Below are 23545 nucleotides of genomic sequence, written 5' to 3'. Positions count from 1 at the left end.
GATCATGAGCAAGGGTATTGTTCTTCTTGCCGCCGGGGGAACCGGCGGCCATGTCTTTCCAGCCGAGGCTCTGGCGCATACGCTGAAGGCGCGCGGTTATCAGGTGCATCTCGTCACCGACAGCCGCGCCGAGCGTTATGCCGGCAAATTTCCGGCGGATGAAATCCATGTGGTGCCTTCCGCCACCATCGGTTCGAAGAACCCGATTTCCGTCGTGCGTTCGCTCTGGAAGCTGTGGGTGGGTCTTCGCGCGGCGCGCCGGCTGGTTGCGAAACTGAAGCCGGTCGCGGTTGTCGGCTTCGGCGGTTATCCCACCGTGCCGCCGCTGCTGGCATCGACCGGGCTTGGTGTGCCCTCCATCATCCATGAGCAGAATGCGGTGATGGGCCGCGCCAACAAGGCGCTGGCTGCCCGCGTGAAGGCGATTGCCGGCGGTTTCCTGCCGCCCGCCAACGGCCAATATTCCGACAAGACGGTGGCGACCGGCAATCCGGTGCGTCCGGCGGTGCTGGCGGCCTCGGATATCCCCTATACCCCGTCGCAGACGGGCGAGCCGTTCCAGCTCGTGGTTTTCGGCGGCAGCCAGGGCGCGCAGTTCTTTTCCAGCGCCGTGCCGGCAGCGATCTGCCTGCTGAAGGACGAGCAGCGCAAGCGTATCGTCGTGACCCAGCAGGCGCGTCCCGAAGACAAGGACAATGTGATAACGTCTTACCAGAAGCTTGGCGTCAAGGCTGACGTTTCGCCCTTCTTCGGTGACATGGCCACACGCATTGGCGAGGCCGATCTGGTCATCAGCCGTTCGGGCGCCTCGACGGTATCGGAACTCTCGGTGATCGGCCGTCCGTCGATCCTCGTGCCCTATCCGCATGCGCTCGATCACGATCAGGCCGCCAATGCGGCAGCGCTTTCGGCGGCGGGCGGGGCAAGCGTCATCAAGCAGGCGGAATTGTCGCCACAGAAGCTGTCCGGACTTCTCTCGGCGGCGCTTTCGGAGCCGGATCGGCTTTCTGCCACTGCGGCGGCGGCCAGGGCGACCGGCAAACCGCATGCGGCGGATGTGCTGGCCGATCTGGTGGAGGCGATTGCTTCCGGCCAGTCCATACAGGAATTCAAGAAGAATAATGAAGGAGTTGGGGCATGAAGATGCCGAAAGCCATAGGCCTTGTCCATTTCATCGGCATAGGCGGGATCGGCATGAGCGGCATTGCCGAAGTGCTTCATAATCTCGGCCACCGGGTTCAGGGGTCCGACCAGTCCGACAGCGCCAATGTACAGCGCCTGCGCGACAAGGGTATCGAGGTTTTCGTCGGCCATACCGCGGATAATCTCGGTGATGCGGAAGTCGTGGTCGTTTCCACCGCCATCAAGAAGAGCAATCCGGAACTCATCGCCGCGCGGGAAAAACACCTGCCGATCGTGCGCCGCGCCGAAATGCTGGCCGAGCTGATGCGTTTCCGCAATGCCATCGCCATTGGCGGCACCCATGGCAAGACCACCACGACCTCCATGGTCGCGACCCTGCTCGAAGCCGGCAATCTCGATCCGACCGTCATCAATGGCGGCATCATCAATGCCTATGGCACCAATGCCCGCATGGGCGAGGGCGAGTGGATGGTGGTGGAGGCCGACGAATCCGACGGTACCTTCCTGAAACTGCCGGCCGATGTGGCCGTTGTCACCAATATCGATCCGGAGCATCTGGATCACTACGGCAATTTCGATGCCGTGCGTGCCGCATTTCGCCAGTTTGTTGAGAACGTGCCGTTCTACGGTTTCGGCGTGATGTGCCTCGACCACCCGGAAGTGCAGGCGCTGGTCGGCCGGATCGAGGACCGCAAAGTCATCACCTATGGTGAAAACCCGCAGGCGGACGTGCGTTTTTCGAATGTGCGCATTGACGGCACGCGCTCGGTGTTTGACGTGGAAATCCGCCGTCGCCGCACCGGCAAGATATTCTCCTTCAAGGACCTCGTGCTGCCGATGCCCGGCCGCCACAACGTCTCGAATGCGACGGCGGCGATTGCCGTCGCCAACCGTCTCGGCATTTCGGAAGCCGACATCAAGAAGGGGCTTGCGTCCTTCGGCGGCGTCAAGCGGCGCTTCACGCTGACAGGCGAAGCCAACGGCGTGCAGGTCTTCGACGATTACGGTCATCATCCGGTTGAGATCAAGGCCGTGCTGGCGGCTGCGCGGGAAGCCTGCAAGGGCCGTATCATCGCCGTGCACCAGCCGCACCGTTACAGCCGTCTTTCCAGCCTGTTTGACGATTTCGCGCATTGCTTTAACGATGCCGACACGATTATCCTTGCTCCGGTCTATGCTGCGGGCGAAGATCCGATCGAAGGCGCAAGTTCGGAAGCGCTGGTTTCGGCCATCAAGGCCGCCGGCCACCGCGATGCCCGTTTTCTCGAAAAGCGGGAGGACCTTGCGTCACAGGTTGCAGCCATTGCGAATCCGGGTGATTTCGTGGTTCTCTTGGGGGCTGGGAATATCACGCAATGGGCAGCGGTGCTGCCTTCGGAATTGAAGAGCATATCAGGAAAGTCTGAATGAGACAGGTCGATGGGGTAAAATTGCTGGGGAGGCTCGGCGACGGGGTAAAGGAATTGCGGGGACGTCTGACACCGGATGCGCCCATGGACCGCGTGACGTGGTTCAGAGCCGGCGGCCTTGCGGAAGTCATGTTCCAGCCGCACGACACGGATGATCTGATTGCCTTCCTGAAAATTCTGCCGGAAGACGTGCCGCTGACGGTGGTTGGCGTCGGTTCGAACCTTCTGGTGCGCGATGGTGGCATTCCGGGCGTTGTCGTCCGTCTGTCCGCCAAGGGTTTCGGCCAGGTGGAGCTCGCCGGCGAAAACCGCATCAAGGCCGGTGCGATCTGCCCCGACAAGCATATTGCGGCCATGGCCATGGATAACGGCATTGGCGGTTTCCATTTCTATTACGGCATTCCCGGCTCCATCGGCGGCGCGCTGCGCATGAATGCGGGCGCAAACGGCGGCGAGACGCGCGAGCGGGTGGTGGAAGTCCATGCGGTTGACCGTCAGGGCAATCAGCATGTGTTGTCCAATGCGGACATGGGTTACAGCTACCGCCATTCCGGCGCCGATGCCGGCTTGATCTTCACCGGTGCATTGTTCGAAGGTTATCCCGAAGACAAGGCGAAGATCCGCGCCGATATGGACGCCGTGCGCCACCATCGCGAGACCGTTCAGCCGATCCGCGAACAGACCGGCGGTTCGACCTTCAAGAATCCCGAAGGTCATTCGGCCTGGGAACTGATCGACGAGGCGGGTGGCCGCGGTCTCGTCATTGGCGGCGCGCAGATGTCGTCGCTGCACTGCAATTTCATGATCAATACCGGCCACGCGACGGGTTATGATCTGGAATATCTGGGTGAGACGATCCGCAAGCGTGTGTTCGAAAAGTCGGGCATTCGGCTTGAATGGGAAATCAAGCGCCTTGGCCTCTTTATGCCGGGCCGCGAAGTGGAGCCGTTCCTCGGGGCATAAGCCCCGACGAATGCCTTGTACTGCAAGAAAATCCTGCTGTTGAACCGGCCGTTTCGTGTATCGTAACGGTCGATCAACGGTTTTTGCCATATTGTTTTCAGGAAATACGTGAGCGGATGAGATAAAGTCTCGCCCCTCCAATAATTAAATGCTTTTTTATTTCGAAATACCAACGACATTACGCGACTGGGCACTTTTGAACATGATGTTGGGTCTTTGGAAAAAAACGATCGAAATGATAAGTTTTTCGGTCGCCACGCCGGAGGGCCGCCGCCGGCTTGAGCCGCTGGAATTCTCCATTCGTATTGCGTGCCTCGTGACGCTCATCGTTATCCTGATGTGCACGGGTGGTCTGGTGTTTCTGGCGCAGTTCGGGCTGGTAACCGATCTCTTCAACGGGATCATGCTGAGCGTGACGCTCGGCGGGGCCGTTGCGTTTACGGTGACGTTGCTGGTCTGCTGGCTGAATGCCAGGGAGGTGCAAATTCTCGTGCAATCCCATGAGCGCTTCCTGCATCTGAGCCATACGGATGCCCTGACCGGCCTGAGCAACCGGCTCGGCCTTTATGCGGCATGCGCCAAACTCGGCAGCGATTATTGTGTCGCCTTTCTCGATATCGATCATTTCAAGCTGGTGAATGACAGATACAGCCATCTTGTCGGTGATCTCGTCATCTCAAGCGTTGCCCGCAGGATAAGGGAGCATTTTGATCCTTCTGCGCATGTCGCCCGTCTGGGGGGTGAGGAATTTGTCGTCGTGCAGGAAACCAGCCCGCTTGCCTTTTTGCAGATGTGCGAAAGGGTTCGCGCGGTCATCGAGACCACGCCGGTGGAGCATCAGGATCAGCGGATCACGGTGACGATTTCGATTGGCGTGGCCTTTCGCGGCGACGCCGACATTTTCGACAAGGTCATGCACAATGCCGATCTGGCGCTCTATCGGGCGAAAGGGGGAGGGCGCAATCGCGTGTGCGTGACCGGTCATGTGGAGCGGCGCCAGGCCGTGGCGTAAGCGTCGAAGCAGGCAAACAAAAGCCCGCGAAACGAAGGTTTCGCGGGCTTTTCAATGTCTGGCAGTCCGTTCGGATCAGACTTCGTCCTTGCGGGAAAGAAGAATGCAGGCGAGCGTGATGAGGGCGGATACGCAGAGGTAATAACCGACATATCCCATGCCGTAATTCACCTGCAGCCATGTGGCGATGTAAGGCGCCAGCGATGCGCCGAAGATGCCGGCCATGTTGAAGGTGATGGACGAGCCGGTGTAGCGCACGCGGGTCGGGAAAGGCGCGGCGAGTGCCGTGCCGATCAGGCCGTAGGTCATGCCCATCAGCATCATGGCAAGAGCCGCGAAGACGAAGATCGAACCTTCGCTGCCGGTCATCAGGGTAGGCAGCAGGAAGGAGAACAGGCCGATCAGCACTGTCGTCAGGATCAGGATTTCACGACGGCCGAATTTCTCGGCGAGCTTGCCGGCGATCGGAATGAAGATGCCGAAGACGATTGAGCCGAGGATCTGCACTTCCAGCGCGTCGAGGAACGGGATTTTCAGGACCTTGACGTTGTAGGACAGAAGATAGGCGGTGCCGATGTAGAACAGCACGAAAGTGGCCAGCGCCACGAAGGTGCCGAGCACGAGGCTGCGCTTGTGGTTGCGGAACAGTTCCGCGACCGGCACGGCCACACGCTCTTCCTTTTCGATTGCCTTCTGGAAGTCGGGCGTTTCGGTGATCGACAGGCGAACCCACATGCCGACCGCGATCAGGATGATCGAGGCGACGAAGGGAATGCGCCAGCCCCAGCTGAGCAGGGCTTCCTGCGACATGAAGTGCAGCAGGATCCAGAACACGCCGGACGAAAGGAACAGGCCGACAGGTGCGCCGAGCTGCGGGAACATGCCGTACCAGCTGCGCTTGCCGGGAGGGGCGTTTTCCGTGGCGAGCAGGACGGCGCCGCCCCATTCCCCACCAAGGCCGAAGCCCTGACCGAAACGGCAAAGCGCGAGCAGCAGCGGGGCCAGAACGCCGGCGGTCTCATAGGAGGGCAGGAGGCCGATCACGACCGTCGAGACGCCCATCGTGAGCAGGGCGGCGACAAGGGTGGTCTTGCGGCCGACGCGGTCGCCATAGTGACCGAAGACCACGGCGCCGAGCGGGCGGGCGAAAAAGGCGATGGAGAAGGTGGCGAAGGACGCCAGAAGCGCCGTCATCGGGTCATTGTTCGGGAAGAACAAAGTGGGGAACACGAGCACTGCGGCCGTGGCGTAAACGTAAAAATCGAAAAACTCGATGGTCGTGCCGACCAGGCTGGCAGTGAGAACTCGTGCAGGCGAATTTGTCTTTACAACGTTCGAATTGCCAGCTGTCGGCGATACCGGAGATATCGCGTCAGTCATGGTTTGGGTTCCATTTTGGAGGATTGCAATGTCATGCCTTGGGAGGCGATGTCTGCGTTAACGCAATTTTTGTTCCTATGGAATGCTGAAAAAGAAATAATGCAAATAATGTGATTGATGAATGCGACAGGCTTGGCCGTGGTGGCCGCGCTGCGGTCCGGCGATTGAGAGACTGATTCAGGCCGTGGATTTAAAACGCTGAAACGCCAGATTATTTTCCCTGGGGAATAATCCCGTCTGTTAACGTTTTGACCTTGCCTTCGTCGGGGAGCCGCAGCCCTGCCGGCGTGATTTTATTTCCGATCATTGAAAACCTGCATGTTGCAATCGGTGCAACTCTCTGATTCCAAGGAGGGAATCCGGATCGATGCTGATTCTTTAATGGAACTCGGCATGTTGGGCGCGGCGGTTAACGAAAGTAAACGATTCATTAACCTTAATGGCGTTTAACTGATCACAAGGATCATGTGCCAGAATCACCGTTCGTCAAATTCGGTCGGTTCGGGGGTGGTTCGTAACGGAGAGTTGGTGTCAGAGGTATCGATGGGCGGCAAGCACGTAGCTGTTCTTTTGGGTGGATTTTCGTCGGAGCGGCCGGTCAGCCTCTCGTCGGGCAACGCTTGTGCGCTTGCGCTCGAAGGCGAGGGCTACAAGGTCACCCGGGTCGATGTGGGGCGCGATATCGCCGCCGTGCTCGGTGAGCTGCGCCCGGATGTGGCCTTCAATGCGCTGCACGGTCCCTTTGGCGAAGACGGCACCATTCAGGGCATCCTCGAATATCTCGCCATTCCCTATACACATTCCGGCGTGCTCGCCTCCGCCCTTGCCATGGACAAGGCGCAGGCCAAGAAAGTTGCTGCCGCTGCTGGCATCCCGGTGGCTGCCGAGCGCGTCATGAACCGTTTCGATTTCACCAGCGAACATCCGCTTGCGCCGCCCTATGTGGTCAAGCCGGTGCGCGAAGGTTCGAGCTTCGGTGTTGTGATCGTCAAGGAAGACCAGTCGCATCCGCCGCAGATCCTCACCTCTTCGGAATGGCGTTACGGCGATCAGGTGATGGTCGAGCGTTATATTCATGGGCGCGAGCTGACCTGCGGTGTGCTCGACGGCGAGGCGCTGGGCGTCACCGAAGTGGTGCCGCTCGGTCACAATTTCTATGATTATGATGCGAAATATGCGGCTGGTGGCTCGAAACATGTCATTCCCGCAGAAATTTCACCGAAAATTTACCAAAAAATTCAAACACTGGCGGTTATGGCGCATCGGGCGATCGGATGCCGTGGCGTAAGCCGTTCAGACTTTCGTTACGACGACCGTTTCTCAGAAGATGGCGAAGTTATCTGGCTTGAAGTGAATACGCAGCCGGGCATGACGCCGACCTCCCTGGTGCCGGAAATGGCGGCCCATGCTGGCCGTTCCTTTGGTAACCTTGTCAGCTGGATGGTGGAGGACGCTTCGTGTTTGCGGTGACCGGCAAAAAGTCGACGGCAAAAAAGCGCGAACAATTCGCGGCGGCGGCCAGTGCCGACGACCGCATGGTGTTGCCGCGTCCTCTGCGTCGCTTCGTGCGTTTCGGTGTCAGCCTTGCGACCGGACGCATTCACATTCCCGCCCATACTGGCACGATTTCGGCTGTCGCCTTTTACGCGGTGACCGGGCTGTACGGCATGTCGCTCGGCGGGCACACCAATATCGTTACCCAGACCACGACATCGGCCGCGGGCTTCGCGGTCGAGGACGTGAAGGTCTCAGGCAATTTGCAGACCTCCGAGATCGAAGTGTTCCAGCTTCTCGGCCTTGATGGCAGCACCTCGCTGATCGCGCTCGATATCGATGCGGCGCGCCGCAAGCTGGTGCAGCTTCCCTGGGTGGAAGATGTCGATATTCGCAAGGTCTATCCGAAGACGGTTGAAGTTCGCCTGAAGGAACGTGAGGCCTTCGGCATCTGGCAGCACGGAACGGAACTGTCGCTGATCGAAAAAAGCGGCAGCGTGATTGCGCCGCTGCGGGACAATAAATTCGCCTCCCTGCCGCTCTTCGTCGGACGCGACGCGGAAACGGGTGCCGCCGGTTTCGTCGAGCAGCTGGCCGACTGGCCGGAAATCCGCAACCGTGTCCGCGCCTATGTCCGCATTGCCGGCCGCCGCTGGGATCTGCATCTCGACAACGGCATCGTCGTCAAGCTGCCGGAAGAAAACCTGCCGCAGGCGCTGCAATTGCTGGCGCGGCTCGATCTCGAGGAAAAGGTGCTGTCGCGCGATGTCGCCGCGGTTGATCTCCGGCTCGCGGACCGCACCACGATCCAGCTGACCGAGGGTGCCACGGAACGCCGCCAGGCCGCCGTCGATGCGCGCACCAAGGCTCTCAAGAAGGCGGAGAAGAACACATGAGCTTATTCGGTTCTTCCCATTTCGGTCTGCCTCGGCTGAAGCCGCTGTCCTCCAAGCGCAGCCACATCGTTTCGGTGCTGGATATCGGCTCGACCAAGGTCGTATGCATGATCGGCCGGCTGACGCCGCGTCAGGAAAGCGAAATCCTGCCCGGCCGCACCCACAAGGTCGAAATCATCGGCATCGGCCACCAGCGTTCGCGCGGTGTGAAATCCGGCGTTATCGCCGATCTTGACGCGCTGGAAGGCGTCATCCGTCTGTCTGTCGATGCGGCCGAGCGCATGGCGGGCCTTACCGTCGACAGCCTGATCGTCAATGTTTCCGCCGGACGCCTGGCAAGCGATATCTATACCGCGAGCATCGATCTCGGCGGCCAGGAAGTGGAAGCAAGCGATCTGCGCAAGGTTCTGGTGGCGGCAAGCCAGCAGTCCATGCGTCAGGACCGGGCGATCCTGCATTCGCTGCCGACGGGTTATTCGCTGGATGGCGAGCGCGGCATTCGTGATCCGCTCTCCATGTATGGCGATCTTCTCGGCGTCGACATGCATGTGGTGACCGTGGAGCGCACGGCGCTGAAGAACCTCGAGCTTTGCGTCAACCGCGCGCATCTTTCCGTCGAAGGCATGGTGGCGACGCCCTATGCCAGCGGTCTTGCGGCGCTGGTGGACGATGAAGTCGAACTCGGCTGCGCCGCCATCGATATGGGCGGCGGCACCACGACGATTTCGGTTTTCGCCGAAGGCCGGCTCATTCACACCGACGCGATCGGCCTTGGCGGCCATCACGTCACGACAGATCTTGCACGTGGCCTCTCGACACGAATCGAAGATGCGGAGAGACTGAAGGTGGTGCATGGTTCGGCTTTGCTGAATGGCGCGGATGAGCGCGACATGATTTCGATCCCGCCGATTGGCGAAGATGATCGCGATCAACCATCGCAAGTTTCAAGAGCCCTTGTAACCCGCATCGTGCGGGCGCGTATCGAAGAGACGCTGGAATTGATCCGTGATCGTATCCAGAAGTCCGGCTTCAGCCCCATTGTCGGTAAGCGCGTGGTCCTGACCGGCGGCGCAAGCCAGCTGACGGGGCTGCCGGAAACGGCACGGCGCATTCTCGCCCGCAACGTTCGTATCGGCCGCCCCATGGGTGTGGCTGGTCTTCCGGTCGCGGCAAAGGGACCGGCATTTTCAACCGCCTGCGGACTGATGATCTATCCGCAGGTGGCGGACATCGAAATTCATGCGGCGCAAGGCGGAATGTTCTCGCCGTTTGGTACGGGTAGCGGCCGGATAGCCCGGGTGGGGCAATGGCTGAAAGAGAGTTTTTGAGTGGCCTCGTGGCGTAAGCCGGAGGTTTCAGAGTTGAGTTTTCAAGAATCGGCCAGCGGGGCGATGCGGCCAGAGAAAGAAGGAATGCTAAAATGACGATACAGCTGCAAAAGCCTGATATCACCGAGCTGAAGCCACGCATCACCGTTTTCGGTGTCGGCGGTGGTGGTGGTAACGCTGTCAACAACATGATCACGGCCGGCCTCCAGGGCGTCGATTTCGTCGTCGCCAACACGGATGCCCAGGCGCTGACCATGACGAAGGCGGATCGGGTCATCCAGCTCGGCGTCAACGTCACCGAAGGCCTCGGCGCCGGTTCCCAGCCGGAAGTCGGCCGCGCCGCCGCTGAAGAATGCATCGATGAGATCATCGATCACCTGAACGGCACCCACATGTGCTTCGTCACCGCCGGCATGGGCGGCGGCACCGGCACGGGTGCTGCTCCGGTCGTCGCTCAGGCTGCCCGCAACAAGGGTATCCTGACGGTCGGCGTCGTCACCAAGCCTTTCCACTTCGAAGGCGGCCGCCGCATGCGTCTTGCCGAACAGGGCATCGAGGAACTCCAGAAGTCCGTCGATACGCTGATCGTCATTCCGAACCAGAACCTTTTCCGCATTGCCAACGACAAGACGACCTTCGCCGACGCCTTCGCCATGGCCGACCAGGTTCTCTATTCCGGCGTTGCCTGCATCACCGATCTGATGGTGAAGGAAGGTCTCATCAACCTCGACTTCGCCGATGTTCGCTCGGTCATGCGCGAAATGGGCCGCGCGATGATGGGTACCGGCGAGGCTTCCGGTCCGGGCCGCGCAATGCAGGCTGCGGAAGCGGCTATCGCCAACCCGCTGCTCGACGAAACCTCGATGAAGGGCGCACAGGGCCTGCTGATCTCCATCACCGGCGGTCGCGACCTTACCCTGTTCGAAGTCGACGAGGCTGCAACCCGCATTCGCGAAGAAGTCGATCCGGATGCCAACATCATCCTCGGTGCGACCTTCGACGAAGCGCTTGAAGGTCTCATCCGCGTCTCCGTCGTCGCAACCGGCATCGACCGTGTTGCCGGCGTCGGCGAACAGAACGTTGCCGATATGCGTGCCGCAGCAGCCGTTGCCAAGCCGCTTATCCGTCCTTCCGCGGCCGTTGCTTCCGCTCCGGCCGCAGTTCAGCCTGCTCCAGCAGTATCGCAGGCACAGAAGGCCGTAGACCCGATCGCCCAGACCATCCGTTCGGCGGAAGCCGAAATGGAACGCGAACTCGGTTTCGCCGCACACCAGCAGCCGGCTCAGGATTTCCGTCCGCAGAGCAAGCTGTTCGCATCTTCTCCGGCTGAAGCGCCGGCGGCTCTCCGTCCGGCCCAGCCGGTTCAGCAGGTCGCTCCGGCACCGGTTGCTCCGGCACCCGTCTACCATGCACCGGAACAGGTTGCCGCTCCGGCTCCGCGCATGCAGCAGCCGCAGGCACCGGTCTACCAGGAGCCTGCTCCGGTTGCCCGCCAGCCAGAGCCGGTACGCATGCCGAAGGTCGAGGACTTCCCGCCGGTCGTCAAGGCCGAGATGGAACATCGCACCCATGCCGCTCCTGCCGCCCAGGAAGAGCGTGGCCCGATGGGTCTTCTGAAGCGCATCACCAACTCGCTTGGCCGCCGCGAAGAAGAAGAAGTTCCGTCCGACATGATGGATGCACCGAGCATGGCTCCGCAGCAGCGCCGCGCACCGCTTTCGCCGGAAGCCAGCCTCTACGCACCGCGTCGTGGCCAGCTTGACGACCACGGCCGTGCAACGCCTGCCTCGTCCAGCCACCACGACGACGACCAGCTGGAAATTCCGGCCTTCCTGCGCCGCCAGTCCAACTAAAGGCGATTCCATCTGCCTCTTCGAACGCCCGGGTTTCACGATCCGGGCGTTTTGTTTATTTTACGTTATTAACGCTAAATTAATTCGTTTTTTCAAAGGCTTATGTGTGTAACAATCCGAAACGAACAGTGATTTGTCGTGGCACCTACATGTGCGTATGTATGAGCCTGGGTAAAGGAAAATACGGACTTGGCCGGTTGCCAAAACCGGCTTGAAAACTTGAACGGCGCCCAGGCGGCGCGGTTTGCAAAACAAGGCATATACGCATGACTATCGGACTGCTCGGATTTCAGACAACTATCGCACATGCTGTTCAGCTCAAAGGCATTGGCGTGCATTCCGGCAATCCGGTTTCGATGACGTTCCAGCCCGCAGAAGCCGGAACGGGCATCGTGTTTCATCGCCTTCATGACAATGGCAGCGTTACCGAGTTGAAGGCCGTTTCGGCCAATGTCGGCAATACCGATCTGTGCACCGTGCTCGGCCGTTCGCTCTCCCAGTCGGTGGCGACGATCGAGCACGTCATGGCTGCCATCTATGCCATGGGCCTCGACAACCTCATCGTCGAGGTTGACGGTCCTGAAGCGCCGATCATGGACGGCAGCTCCGCTCCCTTCATCGAGGCGATCGAATCGGTCGGCATCAAGAGCCTCGGCGTGAAGCGCCGCTATATTCGCGTCACCAAGCCGGTGCGTATCGATTCGGGTGCGTCCTGGGCGGAGTTCCGTCCCTATGACGGCACGCGCTTTGAGGTTGACATCGATTTCGACACGCCGCTGATCGGCAAGCAGTCCTGGAAGGGTGACCTGACGGCGGAGAGCTTCAAGAGCGAACTGTCTCGTGCCCGCACCTTCGGTTTCATGCGTGACGTTGAGCGCCTGTGGGCTGCCGGTTATGCGCTCGGCTCTTCGCTCGAGAATTCCGTCGTCATTTCCGACGATAACAGCGTCATCAACATGGAAGGCCTGCGTTACGCCAAGGACGAATTCGTCCGCCACAAGACGCTGGACGCCGTGGGCGATCTGGCGCTTGCCGGCGCGCAGTTCATCGGCTGCTACCGCTCCTATCGCGGCGGCCACAAGGTCAATGCGAACGCGCTGAAGGCTCTTTTGAGCGATCGTACGGCCTATGAGATCGTCGAGGCGCCGGCCGCCCGCAACCAGATGGTGCGTGCCCGTGAGTTCGTCGCGGTCAACATGCCGGAATTCGCACCCTGGTCTGCCTGAGTTTGTTTGCAGGCTATCAATTGACAGGAAAAGCCGCTCCTTCGGGGCGGCTTTTTCGTGATGCAGGACAAGATGTTTCGTCATATCGCCTGATATTCATGCGATTGCGCGCGCGGATGCCATAAAAATGCGTTAATGCGTCATCATTGCGTTGCCCTGCGGATGCTTTTATGGCTAGAAACGCCAGTGCAAAGCCGATGCTTATGTATTTGCGCGGGAAGTGGGAACTGTCGAATGAAGCATGTAGGGTCTGGTGCGATGAAGGGTACGATGCGGGGGATCGCCGTTTCGTTGTTGTTGGTCGGTGCAAGTGTCGCCGTCACGGCCTGCCAGTCCGATCCGGATATCGACATTACCAAGCTCGGCGTCGAGACCGATCCGCCTGACGTTCTGTACAAGCAGGGGCTTGCCAACATGAACGCCGGCAACATGACGGAAGCCTCACGCAAGTTCGAGGCGATCGACAAGCAATATCCCTTTACCGAATGGGGCCAGAAGGCGCTTGTCATGCAGACCTTCATTGCCACGCGTACCAACAAGAACGATGTGGCGATCACAACCGGCAGCCGGTTCCTGCGGCAATATCCGCGCTCCAAGGATGCCGCTTATGTTCAATACATGATCGGCCTTGCCTATTCGAAGCAGATTTCCGACGTGACGCAGGATCAGCGCGCCGCGCAGCGTACCGTCGAGGCGATGAACAAGGTCGTCAACGACTATCCCGATTCGGAATATGTCGCCGACGCGCAGGCAAAAATCCGTTTCGCCCGCGACCAGCTCGCCGGCCGCGAAATGCAGGTTGGCCGCTATTATCTTGAGCGCAAGGAATATCTCGCCGCCGTTTCGCGTTTCCGTATCGTCGTCGAGCAATACCAGAACACCAACCAGATCGAGGAAGCGCTGGCGCGTCTGACGGAGGCCTATTACGCGATGGGCCTGACGGACGAGGCGCAGACCGCGGCCGCCGTTCTTGGTAACAACTATCCCGACAGCCAATGGTATGCGGATTCCTACAAGCTGCTGAAGGGCAGCGGGCTGGAGCCGCGGGAAAACAAGGGGTCCTGGATTTCGCGCGCCGGCAAGAAGCTTATCGGCGCCTGAGACGGGGCATAGGCCATGCTGGTCCAGCTCTCGATTCGCGATATCGTCCTGATTGAAAGGCTCGACCTCGGTTTCGAGGCGGGCCTTTCCGTGTTGACGGGGGAAACGGGCGCGGGCAAATCGATCCTGCTCGACAGTCTTTCATTGGCGCTCGGTGGCCGCGGCGATGGCGGCCTTGTACGGCACGGCGAGGACAAGGGGCAGGTGACTGCCACGTTCGAAGTCCCCAATAATCATCCGACACGGCTTCTTCTGCGGGAAAACGGTCTCGATGACGACGGTGACCTGATTTTTCGCCGCGTGCAATCCTCCGACGGACGTACCAAAGCCTATATCAACGATCAGGCCATCAGCGTGCAGATGATGCGCCAGCTCGGGCAATTGCTGGTCGAAATCCATGGCCAGCACGATGATCGCGCGCTTGTCGATACCGATGCCCACCGCACGCTGCTGGATGCCTTTGCCGGGCTGAGCGATGAAGCCCGCGCTGTTCAGGGTTTCTACCGCACCTGGAAAGACGCCGAGCGCGCGCTTAAGACCCACCGCGCCAAGGTGGAGGCCGCCGCCCGCGAGGCGGATTACCTGCGTTCTTCCGTCGAAGAGCTGGAGACACTCTCGCCGCGTGATGGTGAAGAGGACGAGCTGGCCGAGCGCCGGGCGGTGATGCAGAAATCTGAACGCATCGCCGGCGATATCGCTGAAGCGAGCGAGTTTCTGAATGGCAATGCTTCGCCCGTGCCTGTCATCGCATCCATGATGCGCCGGCTTGAGCGCAAGAGCCACGAAGCACCCGGCCTGCTGGAAGACACCGTGCAATTGCTGGATGCCGCGCTGGACAGCCTTTCCAATGCGCAGATGGAAGTGGAGGCGGCGTTGCGCCGCACCGAATTCGATCCGCGTGAGCTGGAGCGGGTGGAGGAGCGACTGTTCGCGCTGCGCGCCGCCGGCCGCAAATATAATGTCGCGGTGCCTGACCTGCCGGCTCTAGCCGAAAAAATGGTGGCTGATCTCGCCGATCTCGATGCCGGTGAGGAAAAGCTCGGTAAGCTGGAGGCCAATCTCGGCGTCGTCAAAGCTGATTTCGACCGTGCCGCCCAGTCGCTGTCCGACAAACGCCGCCATGCGGCGGATGCACTTTCCGGTGCTGTGATGGCCGAGCTGCCGGCGCTGAAGCTGGAGCGGGCACGGTTTACCGTCGAGGTCACCTCCGATACCGATCAGGCGACGGCCGACGGCATCGATACCGTGGAATTCCACGTCCAGACCAATCCGGGCACACGGCCGGGACCGATCATGAAAGTCGCCTCGGGTGGTGAATTGTCCCGTTTCCTGCTGGCTTTAAAGGTTGCGCTGGCGGATCGCGGTTCGGCGCCGACCCTGGTGTTCGATGAAATCGATACGGGCGTCGGTGGTGCCGTGGCGGATGCTATCGGCCAGCGGCTGCGTCGCCTGTCGAAGACGGTGCAGGTTCTCTCCGTCACCCATGCACCGCAGGTGGCGGCGCGGGCGGCGACCCATCTCTTGATTTCCAAAGGCCCATCCGGCGATGGCAGCGAGCGCATTGCCACCCGCGTGGCGACGATGGAGCCGAAACACCGCACCGAAGAGATCGCCCGCATGCTTGCCGGCGCATCGGTAACCGACGAGGCGAGGGCTGCGGCGGCCCGTCTACTGGCCGCCAAGGACTGATCGTTCGCCAAAGCGTTGCGAGAGCACCTTCGGCATTGTGGGTCTTGTGAGTCTGGCGGCAAAACTGATTTTATTGCTGCTTTATTTCGGCTAAAAGCGTTCGGTAATTCCGAAAAGAGGCCGACATGTCGAAAGACCAGATTCCCGTCGAAAACCTGACTGAGCTTGAAGCCTCTTCCGAGCTGGCATTTCTGGCAGCCGAGCTCGCCCGTCATGACGCGCTTTACCACGGCAAGGACGCGCCGGAGATTTCCGATGCTGACTATGATGCGCTGAAGCGGCGCAATGATGCCATCGAGGCGGCTTTCCCGGCATTGGTGCGGGCTGACAGCCCGTCGAAAAAAGTCGGCTTTACACCGCTGCCGACCTTTGCACCCATCGTGCATGCCCGCCCGATGCTGTCGCTCGACAATACATTTTCGGAAGAGGACCTGCGCGATTTCGTCAGTTCCGTCTATCGTTTCCTCGGGCACCTGCCTGACGATTCCATCGCCTTCACCGCTGAGCCGAAGATCGACGGCCTTTCCATGTCGATCCGCTATGAGAAGGGCAAGCTGAAGACGGCGGCGACGCGCGGCGATGGCACGACCGGCGAGAACGTCACCGCCAATATCAGGACCATCAAGGAAATCCCGAACGAATTGCCTTCGGACGCGCCCGATGTGGTGGAGGTGCGTGGTGAGGTCTATATGGCCAAGAGCGACTTCATGGCGCTCAACGCCCAGATGGAGGCCGAGGGCAAGCAGACCTATGTGAACCCGCGCAACACGGCATCCGGTTCGCTGCGCCAGCTTGACGCCAATGTGACGGCGAAACGCAAGCTGCGGTTCTTCGCCTATGCCTTGGGTGAAGTTTCAAATGGCGGCCAGCCGGCGCGGATCGCCGATACGCAATATGGCATCGTCGAGAAATTCCGGGAGTGGGGTTTTCCGGTCAATCCGCTGATGAAGCGATTCACCTCCGCCCAGCAATTGCTTGAGCATTATAATGAAATCGGCGTCGCACGGCCTGATCTCGATTATGACATCGATGGCGTTGTCTACAAGGTCGACCGGCTTGATCTGCAGGAGCGGCTGGGCTTTCGTTCGCGCAGCCCGCGTTGGGCTACGGCGCACAAGTTTCCAGCCGAACAGGCTTTCACCACGGTCGAGAATATCGAAATCCAGGTAGGGCGCACCGGGGCGCTGACGCCGGTGGCGCGCCTGACCCCGATCACCGTCGGCGGCGTCGTCGTCACCAATGCGACGCTGCACAATGCCGATTATATCGAAGGCATCGGTAACAGTGGCGAGCGCATTCGCCCAGAGGATCATGACATTCGCATCGGCGATACGGTCATCGTGCAGCGCGCCGGCGATGTCATTCCGCAGGTGCTGGATGTGCTGCTGGAAAAGCGCCCTGCTGAAGCGGTGAAATATGCGTTTCCGGAGAAATGTCCGGTCTGCGGCAGCCATGCGGTACGCGAACGTAATGAAAAGACCGGCAAGCTCGATTCGGTCACGCGCTGCACTGGCGGTTTCGTCTGCCGGGCGCAGGCGGTGGAGCACTTAAAACATTTCGTCTCGCGCAATGCCTTCGATATTGAAGGGCTGGGCACCAAGCAGATCGATTTCTTCTTCGAAAGCGATGATCCGGCGCTCTCGATCAAGACTGCGCCCGATATCTTTACGCTGAAGGCGCGGCAGGAAGCATCCCACCTGACCAAGCTCGAGAATATTGACGGTTTCGGCAGGGTCAGCGTCAGGAAGCTGTTCGATGCCATCGATGCCCGCCGCGAGATCGATCTGCATCGGCTGATCTTTGCGCTCGGCATCCGTCATGTCGGCGAGACCACGGCGAAGCTTCTGGCGCGCTCCTATGGCACCTATGAACATTTCGAAGAGGCGATGAAGGCGGCGGCGGATCCGGCAAGTGACGCCTGGGCGGAGCTCAACAGCATCGACGGTATCGGCGAGGTGGTGGCCCGTGCCATCATCGAGTTCTACAAGGAACCGCGCAATCTCGACGTCATCGACCGGCTGATACGGGAGTTGCAGCCGAAGGAGGCCGAGAAACCTTCGACTGAGGGCAGTCCTGTGGCAGGCAAGACGGTGGTCTTCACCGGTTCGCTGGAAAAATTCACGCGGGATGAGGCAAAAGCCCGGGCTGAAAGCCTCGGCGCGAAAGTGGCTGGTTCCGTTTCGAAAAAGACGGATATTCTGGTGGCCGGGCCGGGGGCGGGCTCCAAGCTTGCCAAGGCGATGGAACTGGGCGTGCAGACCATGGACGAGGATGAGTGGCTGGCGCTGATCGGCGGCTGATCTGCCGTCATCACCCTGTTGTCCTGCACCGCCAGAGGTTTGCGCCTGAAACGGGGAACGCATCATGGATGACCGCATTGTCGTCACCGTTCAGCAGGTCCGGGCGCTGATTGCCAGCCAGTTTCCGCAATGGGCGGCGCTCGATGTTCGGCCGGTGGAATTGAGCGGCTGGGACAATCGCAGCTTCCGCCTTGGCGACGACATGCTGATCCGCATGCCAAGTGCTGAGCGTTATGTGGCGCAGGTGGAAAAGGAACATCGGTGGCTGCCGGCCCTTGCGCCGTTCCTGCCGGTTCCGATTCCCGCACCCTTGGCGCTTGGACAGCCGGGTGAGGATTATCCGTTCTGTTGGTCCGTCTATCGCTGGCTGAAGGGTGAACCTCTCGCCCGGCAACTGGACAGTATCGATCTTTCGGCCATCGCCAGCGATGTTGCGGGGTTTTTGAACGCCCTGCATGACATCGATGCTTCGGATAGCCCCCTTGCGGGCGCACATAATTTCCATCGCGGCGGATCGCTGGCGGTCTATGATGGCGAGGCGAGAGCCTCGGCGGCGCGCCTTTCCGATGAGGTGGATCAGGGGCTGGCCATGGAGATATGGCAGCTTGCGCTTTCGAGCCGTTGGCAGGGGCAGGGCGTGTGGGTGCATGGCGATATCGCCGAGGGCAATCTGTTGGTGCAGGACGGGCGCCTGTCGGCCGTCATCGATTTCGGCAGTTCCGGCGTCGGCGATCCGTCGTCCGATCTCATTCTCGCGTGGAATGTGCTTGATGCGGAAAGCCGGGCTGTTTTTCGCCGGGCGCTGGATCTGGATGAGGCCACATGGCAGCGCGGGCGCGGCTGGGCACTGTGGAAGGCGTTGATCGTACTGGATGCCGAGCGCGGGCGGAACGAAGAAATGGCCGAATGGTCGCGGCGAACCATTCGGCGCGTGTTTGAGGATCATTGCTTGGCCGTCTAAACCATTACCGCAGACGCGCCATGCAATAGGCATCGATATATTCGCCATCGCGGAAGGCGAAGGATTTCAGATGGCCCTCGACCTCGAAGCCGAATTTGCGATAAAGCGCCAGCGCCGGCTCATTGTCGGTGAAAACGGTCAGTTCGATCCTCTTCAGGTCCAGCCAGCGATCCGCAATGGCGAGGATTTCGCCGATCATGGCGCTGCCGATTCCCCGTCCCGTATAGGCATCATGAACACCCATGCCGATGCTGCCCGCATGGGCCCGGCGGTTGGTGTGGCGCGTCAAGCCGATATCGCCGACGATCTTGCCGTCGAGGATGGCGACCAGCGCAAAGCTGTTGGCCGACTGGGTTTCGATCCCCTTGCGAATATCTTCCGGATTCTGATGTGGCCAGCGCAGCGTCCCGTTGCGAAATCCGGCCATGTTGTGCAGTGCCGTTATCCCCGGCGCATCTGCCGGGGTGCGGGCGCGGATGCACAGGCCTTCGGGCCAGCGCGCATCGGGGTCCAGGGGTGAGGGTATATCGCATTCCGGCATGTCTGCTCTCCTTGGGTTTTTCAGCCGAGGCAGAGCGGGAACACCAGACCCTGCCAATATGCGGCAGGGTGGTGGACGGATGACCAGTTGACTAACGCACTGACACCGCCACGCGCCCTGCGGGGCGAATGGTCACGGCGAGATGCATGTGGGTGGCAAAACTGGTCATGGCGGCATAAGGCCAGAGGAGCCGCCGGGCGTCAAGACGGCACGGAAGCGTTCATTGCCGGAAAACATCGGGGTGAGAGGAAAAGAACGAGGCCGTTCTCTCGCAAGTCGGCCTCGATCGTCCGGCCTCATTGCAGCCGTTGGCGCGGCTGGCGCAATCTGGAAAGCAATCTGCCATCGATTGCGGCAAGACCGGCAGCGATCATCGCCATGCCGGCGAAATGTTTCATTTCCAGTTGCTCGCCGAGAAGCAGCGAACCGAGCAGGATGGCGCTGACGGGAATGAGGAAGGTGACGAGGGCGAGATTGGTGGCGCCGGCGCTGGCAAGAATGCGGAAGAAGATGAGGTAGGCGAGGGCTGTTGACAACAAGGCGATGCCGATCAGCGCGCCCCAGGTGCCGAGGCTTGGCATGGCGAGTGTCCATGGCCTGTCGACGAGAAGGGCGACCGGGATCAGCATCAGCGTCGAAGAGGATATCTGGCCGGTAGCGGTCATCAGCGGCGGCACGCCCATGGCCTTGAAGCGGCGGCCGAATATGCCCGCGAAGGAATAGGAGATGGCTGCGCCAAGAATGGCGATCTGGCCCCAGAGGCCGGATGATCCGCCAAAGGCTGCCGGACCGATCATTGTCGCCACGCCGGCAAAACCGATCAGCACGCCCACGAGCTTATTGCCCGTCATCTTTTCGTCAGCGGTCAGAAAATGCGCGACGATGACGGTGAAAAGGGGCGTCGTGGCGTTGAGGATCGAGGCAAGCCCGCTGGCAATATGGGTCTGGCCCCAGACGATCAGGCAGAAGGGAATGATGTTGTTAAGCAGCCCCATGCCGAAAAAGGCGCGCCACACCGCCCATTGGCGCGGCAGTTGAAGGCCCATGATACGGCAGACGATGAGAAGCGCCGCAGCGGCAAGCGTGACCCGCAACGTGACGATGGTGACGGGCGGCAGTTCCTTGACCGCGACGCCAACGAAAAAGAACGATCCGCCCCAGAGCAGCGAGAGCGCTATGAGCATTACCCACTCTCGGGCATCCATCTGTTTCTGTATCGCCATCATCGTCTCCCACGCTATATGAATATCGACATGATTGCAGGGAGGCACGCTGTCATCCACCCGATATCGGTTGAGTTTACCTCAAGCCGATATTGCGGCCTTTTCTCCGCCCCCATATCCTGTTGCGTCTATTTACTCCCTGTTTTATTGTGTTTTCAAACGATAGTTTCTCTCGCGATAATTGAGCCCAGCTAAATCATGGCAACGGAACTTCCATCGCTTAAAGGGTTGCAGGCCTTTGAAGCCGCGGCGCGGTATCGCAGCGTCACGCTTGCTTCCAACGAGCTGAACGTCACCCCCGGTGCGGTCAGCCTGCAAATCCGGGAGCTGGAGACGCGGCTTGGCGTGCAGCTGTTTTTCCGCAAGCCGCGCAGCATTCAGCTGACGCGGGAGGGGGAACGTTACTACGGCGCGCTTCGCACCGCCTTCCGGATGATGCGCGAGGCGACGGCGGAACTGACGGCACGCTCCGAAATCACGGTTCTGACCCTCAGCTGCACGCCGACTTTCGCCATACAATGGCTGATGCCGAGATTGCCGGCCTTTCAGCAGCAACATCCCTATGTGGACGTCCGCATCAGCGTGACCAACCGGCTGGTGGATTTTTCGCGGGACGATGTCGATCTGGCGGTGCGGCACGGTTTTGGCCGTTATGAAGGGCTGGAGAGCATCCGTTTCATCGATGACAGCACTTTGCCGGTCTGTTCGCCGCAGCTTCTTGAGAAATACGGACCGCTTCAGGAGGCGGGAGACCTGAAAGCCGTGCCGCTTCTGCATGATGAAAACCGCAATGAGTGGCGGCGCTGGCTGGAGGCGGCCGGAGCATCCGATGTCGACGCCTCCGGCGGCACGGTCTTCATCGACAGCAATGGCGCGCTGGATGCGGCGAAAGCCGGGCATGGCATTGCGCTGACCCGCCGTTCGTTCGTTTCCCGCGAACTTGCGGAAGGTGCATTGATCGCGCCCTTCGGGAAAGACATGGCCAGCACGCTTGCCTATTTTCTGGTTTATCCGCGACGCATGCTTGATAATCCCGATCTGGTGACGCTCATCGAATGGATGCTTTCGCAAGCGCGTTCAGCCGAGGCCGGTTCTCTTTGATGCCAATCCGGTCTATGCCGGAATGAAACAACGGGAATCACTCTTGAAAACCATCGCCATCGATTTCGAGACCGCCAATGAGGAACGGGGCAGCGCCTGCTCCATCGGGCTTGCGTGGATAGAAGACGGTAATATCGTTCGTGTCGAGGAACGTCTTATCCGCCCGAAGGACATGCGGTTTTCATCCTTCAACATTGCCGTGCACGGAATTCGGCCTGCTGATGTCGAGGATGCGCCGGAATTTCCTGAGGTGATGGAAGAGTTCATTGATGACTTCCATGGCGCTACCATGATCGCCCATAATGCCGCCTTTGATTTCAGCGTCATGCGGGCGTCCTTCGACAAATATCGGCAGCCCTATCCTGATCTTTCCTATCTGTGCAGCGTCAAGATTGCCCGGCATGTCTGGCCACATCTGGAATCGCACAAGCTGAATGTGATTGCCCATCATCTCCAGCTGCGCTTCGTGCACCACAATGCCGCCGAAGACGCGGTTGTCTGCGCTGCCGCATCGATTGCGGCGGCGAAGGCCTTGCGTGTCGCCCATATCCGCGATCTGCCGGAAAAGATCGGCATGGTCGCCGGCCGTCTCACCTCCACCGGCTACCAGCCCTGCAGCATGAAAAAACGCGCCGTCGCCCGGGTTGCTTAATGGTGTCGCCCACCTATGTTTGAAGCAGCGTAACGGAGAAGATGCGATGACGATGAAAACTCTGTCGGGTTTGTTTGCGGGCTTTCTGGCATTGCTTCCGGTGACAGCGGCGCATTCGCAGGTCGTGGGTGAAGTCGGGGTCGACTGGATCGGCAATGATATCGTCATCGAGGCGATCGCCGATCCCAAGATCAAGGGTGTCACCTGCCACGTTACCTATTTCGAGCGTGGCGTCATCGACCGGCTGAAGAACGGCAACTGGTTCGAAGACCCATCCAACAACGCCATTTCCTGCAGCCAGACGGGGCCGGTGGAGATCGGCGACATCGATCTGTCGAAGGGTGGGGAAGAGGTATTCCGGCAGGGCATGTCGCTGGTCTGGAAGAAGCTCGTCGTCAGCCGCGTCTATGACAAGGCCAATGGCACGCTGATCTATCTGGTGCATGCGCGGGAACTGACGGACGGTTCGGCCAAGATGGCGATTTCCACGGTGCCGCTCTATAATCAGCAGGTGACGTGGCAGAAGGGCAAGCCGTGAGCTCTTCCGGTATTTTGGTAAGAAATTACAATGCATTAGCCGTTGTGCCGGACTTGGTCCGGCATTCAGCCACGACGCGTCCGCGTCGTGAAGGGGCTCTTTCGCGATCAAAGACTTGATCGCGCTGGACCCCGGATCAAGTCCGGGGTGATGGGGTGGGGGGCTCAGGTGGTGCCAAACCCTAAGGTTCTGCATGCAGCCCGCATGGCTTCAGCTGATCAGGCCGCTTCGCGCGCCAGCTCGTCCGCAATGACGGTGTCGAGGTTGAGGAAGCAGACCATGCTCTTTTCCAGCGCCACGATGCCGCGGCAGAAGCTGCGCTGTTCTTCCGGAATGATATCCGGCGCGGGCTGCAGGTCTTCGGAGCGGATGGTCATCATGTCGGAGACCTGTTCCACCAGCAGGCCGACCAGCTTGCCGCCGATATCGGTGACGATGATGGCGGAGCGCTCGGACGGCTCGGTCATCTTCATGCCGAGGCGGCCGGCCATGTCGATGACGGGAATGACGGCGCCGCGCAGGTTGATGAGGCCGAGAACATAAGGCGGCGTGTGCGGCATCGGGGTCACCGGCGCCCAGCCGCGAATTTCGCGGATCGCCATGATGTCGATGCAGAATTCCTGATCGCTCAGATGGAAGGAAACGATTTCGAGATATGCGCCGGATTGCTTGATGGCGTTGGACATGACGGCAGGTTTCCTCTGATGGCTCTCTAACAGGCCCGCGCAGGATTGA

20 protein-coding genes are annotated in these 23545 nt (G+C 60.2%); 16 read left to right on the top strand and 4 right to left on the bottom strand.

Translation table 11 applies throughout. The features are described 5' to 3' along the window. The first annotated feature begins 4 nt into the window (after positions 1-4). From murG to JZX88_RS08110, 4 genes are all read left to right on the top strand, one after another. Positions 5-1141: an undecaprenyldiphospho-muramoylpentapeptide beta-N-acetylglucosaminyltransferase gene (murG, locus tag JZX88_RS08125; protein WP_110760182.1), complete on the top strand. Its 1137-nt coding sequence runs from the start codon at positions 5-7 to the stop codon at positions 1139-1141. After that, entirely contained in the window at positions 1138-2553 is a 1416-nt protein-coding gene (gene murC, locus JZX88_RS08120; RefSeq protein ID WP_065113762.1) for a UDP-N-acetylmuramate--L-alanine ligase, read from the top strand. Before murG ends, murC begins: the two co-directional genes overlap by 4 nt. Continuing rightward, a complete protein-coding gene (gene murB, locus JZX88_RS08115) occupies positions 2550-3515 on the top strand; it encodes a UDP-N-acetylmuramate dehydrogenase (protein ID WP_142856999.1) in 966 nt (321 codons plus the stop codon). The genes murC and murB overlap by 4 nt, the downstream gene beginning before the upstream one ends. 202 nt (positions 3516-3717) lie before the next feature. After that, on the top strand, positions 3718-4527 hold the full coding sequence (locus JZX88_RS08110; protein WP_206913228.1) for a GGDEF domain-containing protein: 810 nt from the start codon (positions 3718-3720) through the stop codon (positions 4525-4527). Between the two features lie 75 nt (positions 4528-4602). Here JZX88_RS08110 and JZX88_RS08105 read toward each other — a convergent pair whose 3' ends face one another. After that, the gene (locus tag JZX88_RS08105) at positions 4603-5907 is read right to left on the bottom strand and encodes an MFS transporter (protein WP_065113760.1); all 1305 of its coding nucleotides are present in this window, start codon (positions 5905-5907) and stop codon (positions 4603-4605) included. A 543-nt stretch (positions 5908-6450) separates the two neighbouring features. Here JZX88_RS08105 and JZX88_RS08100 point away from each other — a divergent pair. The 9 genes from JZX88_RS08100 to JZX88_RS08060 all read left to right on the top strand — a co-directional run bounded on the left by JZX88_RS08100 (position 6451) and on the right by JZX88_RS08060 (position 18755). Beyond that, a complete protein-coding gene (locus tag JZX88_RS08100) occupies positions 6451-7377 on the top strand; it encodes a D-alanine--D-alanine ligase (protein WP_142857530.1) in 927 nt (308 codons plus the stop codon). After that, positions 7365-8297: a cell division protein FtsQ/DivIB gene (locus JZX88_RS08095; protein WP_065113758.1), complete on the top strand. Its 933-nt coding sequence runs from the start codon at positions 7365-7367 to the stop codon at positions 8295-8297. Before JZX88_RS08100 ends, JZX88_RS08095 begins: the two co-directional genes overlap by 13 nt. Beyond that, a complete protein-coding gene (gene ftsA, locus JZX88_RS08090; RefSeq protein ID WP_003522206.1) occupies positions 8294-9625 on the top strand; it encodes a cell division protein FtsA in 1332 nt (443 codons plus the stop codon). The genes JZX88_RS08095 and ftsA overlap by 4 nt, the downstream gene beginning before the upstream one ends. Positions 9626-9717: 92 nt before the next feature. Then, positions 9718-11478 carry a cell division protein FtsZ gene (gene ftsZ, locus JZX88_RS08085; protein ID WP_206913227.1) on the top strand — a complete coding sequence of 587 codons (1761 nt, stop codon included), beginning with the start codon at positions 9718-9720 and terminating at the stop codon, positions 11476-11478. A 266-nt stretch (positions 11479-11744) separates the two neighbouring features. Further along, positions 11745-12704, top strand: coding sequence for a UDP-3-O-acyl-N-acetylglucosamine deacetylase (gene lpxC / locus JZX88_RS08080; RefSeq protein WP_206913225.1), 960 nt, complete (start codon positions 11745-11747; stop codon positions 12702-12704). Positions 12705-12938: 234 nt separating this feature from the next. After that, entirely contained in the window at positions 12939-13805 is an 867-nt protein-coding gene (locus tag JZX88_RS08075) for an outer membrane protein assembly factor BamD (RefSeq protein ID WP_065113755.1), read from the top strand. A gap of 15 nt (positions 13806-13820) precedes the next feature. Beyond that, the gene (recN, locus tag JZX88_RS08070; RefSeq protein WP_206913224.1) at positions 13821-15494 is read left to right on the top strand and encodes a DNA repair protein RecN; all 1674 of its coding nucleotides are present in this window, start codon (positions 13821-13823) and stop codon (positions 15492-15494) included. A gap of 125 nt (positions 15495-15619) precedes the next feature. Continuing rightward, positions 15620-17794, top strand: coding sequence for an NAD-dependent DNA ligase LigA (gene ligA, locus JZX88_RS08065; RefSeq protein WP_206913223.1), 2175 nt, complete (start codon positions 15620-15622; stop codon positions 17792-17794). Between the two features lie 64 nt (positions 17795-17858). After that, positions 17859-18755 carry an aminoglycoside phosphotransferase family protein gene (locus JZX88_RS08060; protein WP_206913222.1) on the top strand — a complete coding sequence of 299 codons (897 nt, stop codon included), beginning with the start codon at positions 17859-17861 and terminating at the stop codon, positions 18753-18755. Between the two features lie 4 nt (positions 18756-18759). On the opposite strand, the gene JZX88_RS08055 is transcribed toward JZX88_RS08060, so the two are convergent. Both JZX88_RS08055 and JZX88_RS08050 read right to left on the bottom strand, forming a co-directional pair. Continuing rightward, a complete protein-coding gene (locus JZX88_RS08055) occupies positions 18760-19296 on the bottom strand; it encodes a GNAT family N-acetyltransferase (RefSeq protein ID WP_206913221.1) in 537 nt (178 codons plus the stop codon). Positions 19297-19592: 296 nt separating this feature from the next. After that, positions 19593-20519 carry a DMT family transporter gene (locus tag JZX88_RS08050; protein ID WP_206913220.1) on the bottom strand — a complete coding sequence of 309 codons (927 nt, stop codon included), beginning with the start codon at positions 20517-20519 and terminating at the stop codon, positions 19593-19595. Positions 20520-20717: 198 nt separating this feature from the next. Here JZX88_RS08050 and gcvA point away from each other — a divergent pair, with 198 nt between their 5' ends. The 3 genes from gcvA to JZX88_RS08035 are packed head-to-tail and all read left to right on the top strand — an operon-like array spanning position 20718 to position 22810. Further along, positions 20718-21620 carry a transcriptional regulator GcvA gene (gene gcvA, locus JZX88_RS08045; protein ID WP_206913219.1) on the top strand — a complete coding sequence of 301 codons (903 nt, stop codon included), beginning with the start codon at positions 20718-20720 and terminating at the stop codon, positions 21618-21620. A gap of 43 nt (positions 21621-21663) precedes the next feature. After that, positions 21664-22272, top strand: coding sequence for a 3'-5' exonuclease (locus JZX88_RS08040; protein WP_206913218.1), 609 nt, complete (start codon positions 21664-21666; stop codon positions 22270-22272). Between the two features lie 46 nt (positions 22273-22318). After that, the gene (locus JZX88_RS08035) at positions 22319-22810 is read left to right on the top strand and encodes a CreA family protein (protein ID WP_206913217.1); all 492 of its coding nucleotides are present in this window, start codon (positions 22319-22321) and stop codon (positions 22808-22810) included. Between the two features lie 218 nt (positions 22811-23028). On the opposite strand, the gene JZX88_RS08030 is transcribed toward JZX88_RS08035, so the two are convergent. Continuing rightward, on the bottom strand, positions 23029-23496 hold the full coding sequence (locus JZX88_RS08030; RefSeq protein ID WP_004430791.1) for a chemotaxis protein CheW: 468 nt from the start codon (positions 23494-23496) through the stop codon (positions 23029-23031). Positions 23497-23545 lie beyond the last annotated feature (49 nt).

Origin of the sequence: Agrobacterium sp. OT33, from assembly GCF_017313365.1 — a bacterium.
Taxonomy (GTDB): domain Bacteria; phylum Pseudomonadota; class Alphaproteobacteria; order Rhizobiales; family Rhizobiaceae; genus Agrobacterium; species Agrobacterium rhizogenes_A.
Note: the sequence above shows the minus strand (reverse complement) of the source record. Positions and strands in the feature narration are given on the sequence as shown.

What these genes read in the sequence shown, in the direction of transcription:
- JZX88_RS08105 (WP_065113760.1), bottom strand. Translation starts at nt 5,907, where the DNA reads ATGACTGACGCGATATCTCCGGTATCGCCGACAGCTGGCAATTCGAAC.
- JZX88_RS08050 (WP_206913220.1), bottom strand. Translation starts at nt 20,519, where the DNA reads ATGGCGATACAGAAACAGATGGATGCCCGAGAGTGGGTAATGCTCATA.
- ligA (WP_206913223.1), top strand. Translation starts at nt 15,620, where the DNA reads ATGTCGAAAGACCAGATTCCCGTCGAAAACCTGACTGAGCTTGAAGCC.
- ftsZ (WP_206913227.1), top strand. Translation starts at nt 9,718, where the DNA reads ATGACGATACAGCTGCAAAAGCCTGATATCACCGAGCTGAAGCCACGC.
- ftsA (WP_003522206.1), top strand. Translation starts at nt 8,294, where the DNA reads ATGAGCTTATTCGGTTCTTCCCATTTCGGTCTGCCTCGGCTGAAGCCG.
- JZX88_RS08030 (WP_004430791.1), bottom strand. Translation starts at nt 23,496, where the DNA reads ATGTCCAACGCCATCAAGCAATCCGGCGCATATCTCGAAATCGTTTCC.
- lpxC (WP_206913225.1), top strand. Translation starts at nt 11,745, where the DNA reads ATGACTATCGGACTGCTCGGATTTCAGACAACTATCGCACATGCTGTT.
- JZX88_RS08035 (WP_206913217.1), top strand. Translation starts at nt 22,319, where the DNA reads ATGACGATGAAAACTCTGTCGGGTTTGTTTGCGGGCTTTCTGGCATTG.
- murG (WP_110760182.1), top strand. Translation starts at nt 5, where the DNA reads ATGAGCAAGGGTATTGTTCTTCTTGCCGCCGGGGGAACCGGCGGCCAT.
- JZX88_RS08055 (WP_206913221.1), bottom strand. Translation starts at nt 19,296, where the DNA reads ATGCCGGAATGCGATATACCCTCACCCCTGGACCCCGATGCGCGCTGG.
- JZX88_RS08075 (WP_065113755.1), top strand. Translation starts at nt 12,939, where the DNA reads ATGAAGCATGTAGGGTCTGGTGCGATGAAGGGTACGATGCGGGGGATC.
- JZX88_RS08100 (WP_142857530.1), top strand. Translation starts at nt 6,451, where the DNA reads ATGGGCGGCAAGCACGTAGCTGTTCTTTTGGGTGGATTTTCGTCGGAG.
- recN (WP_206913224.1), top strand. Translation starts at nt 13,821, where the DNA reads ATGCTGGTCCAGCTCTCGATTCGCGATATCGTCCTGATTGAAAGGCTC.
- JZX88_RS08060 (WP_206913222.1), top strand. Translation starts at nt 17,859, where the DNA reads ATGGATGACCGCATTGTCGTCACCGTTCAGCAGGTCCGGGCGCTGATT.
- murB (WP_142856999.1), top strand. Translation starts at nt 2,550, where the DNA reads ATGAGACAGGTCGATGGGGTAAAATTGCTGGGGAGGCTCGGCGACGGG.
- gcvA (WP_206913219.1), top strand. Translation starts at nt 20,718, where the DNA reads ATGGCAACGGAACTTCCATCGCTTAAAGGGTTGCAGGCCTTTGAAGCC.
- murC (WP_065113762.1), top strand. Translation starts at nt 1,138, where the DNA reads ATGAAGATGCCGAAAGCCATAGGCCTTGTCCATTTCATCGGCATAGGC.
- JZX88_RS08110 (WP_206913228.1), top strand. Translation starts at nt 3,718, where the DNA reads ATGATGTTGGGTCTTTGGAAAAAAACGATCGAAATGATAAGTTTTTCG.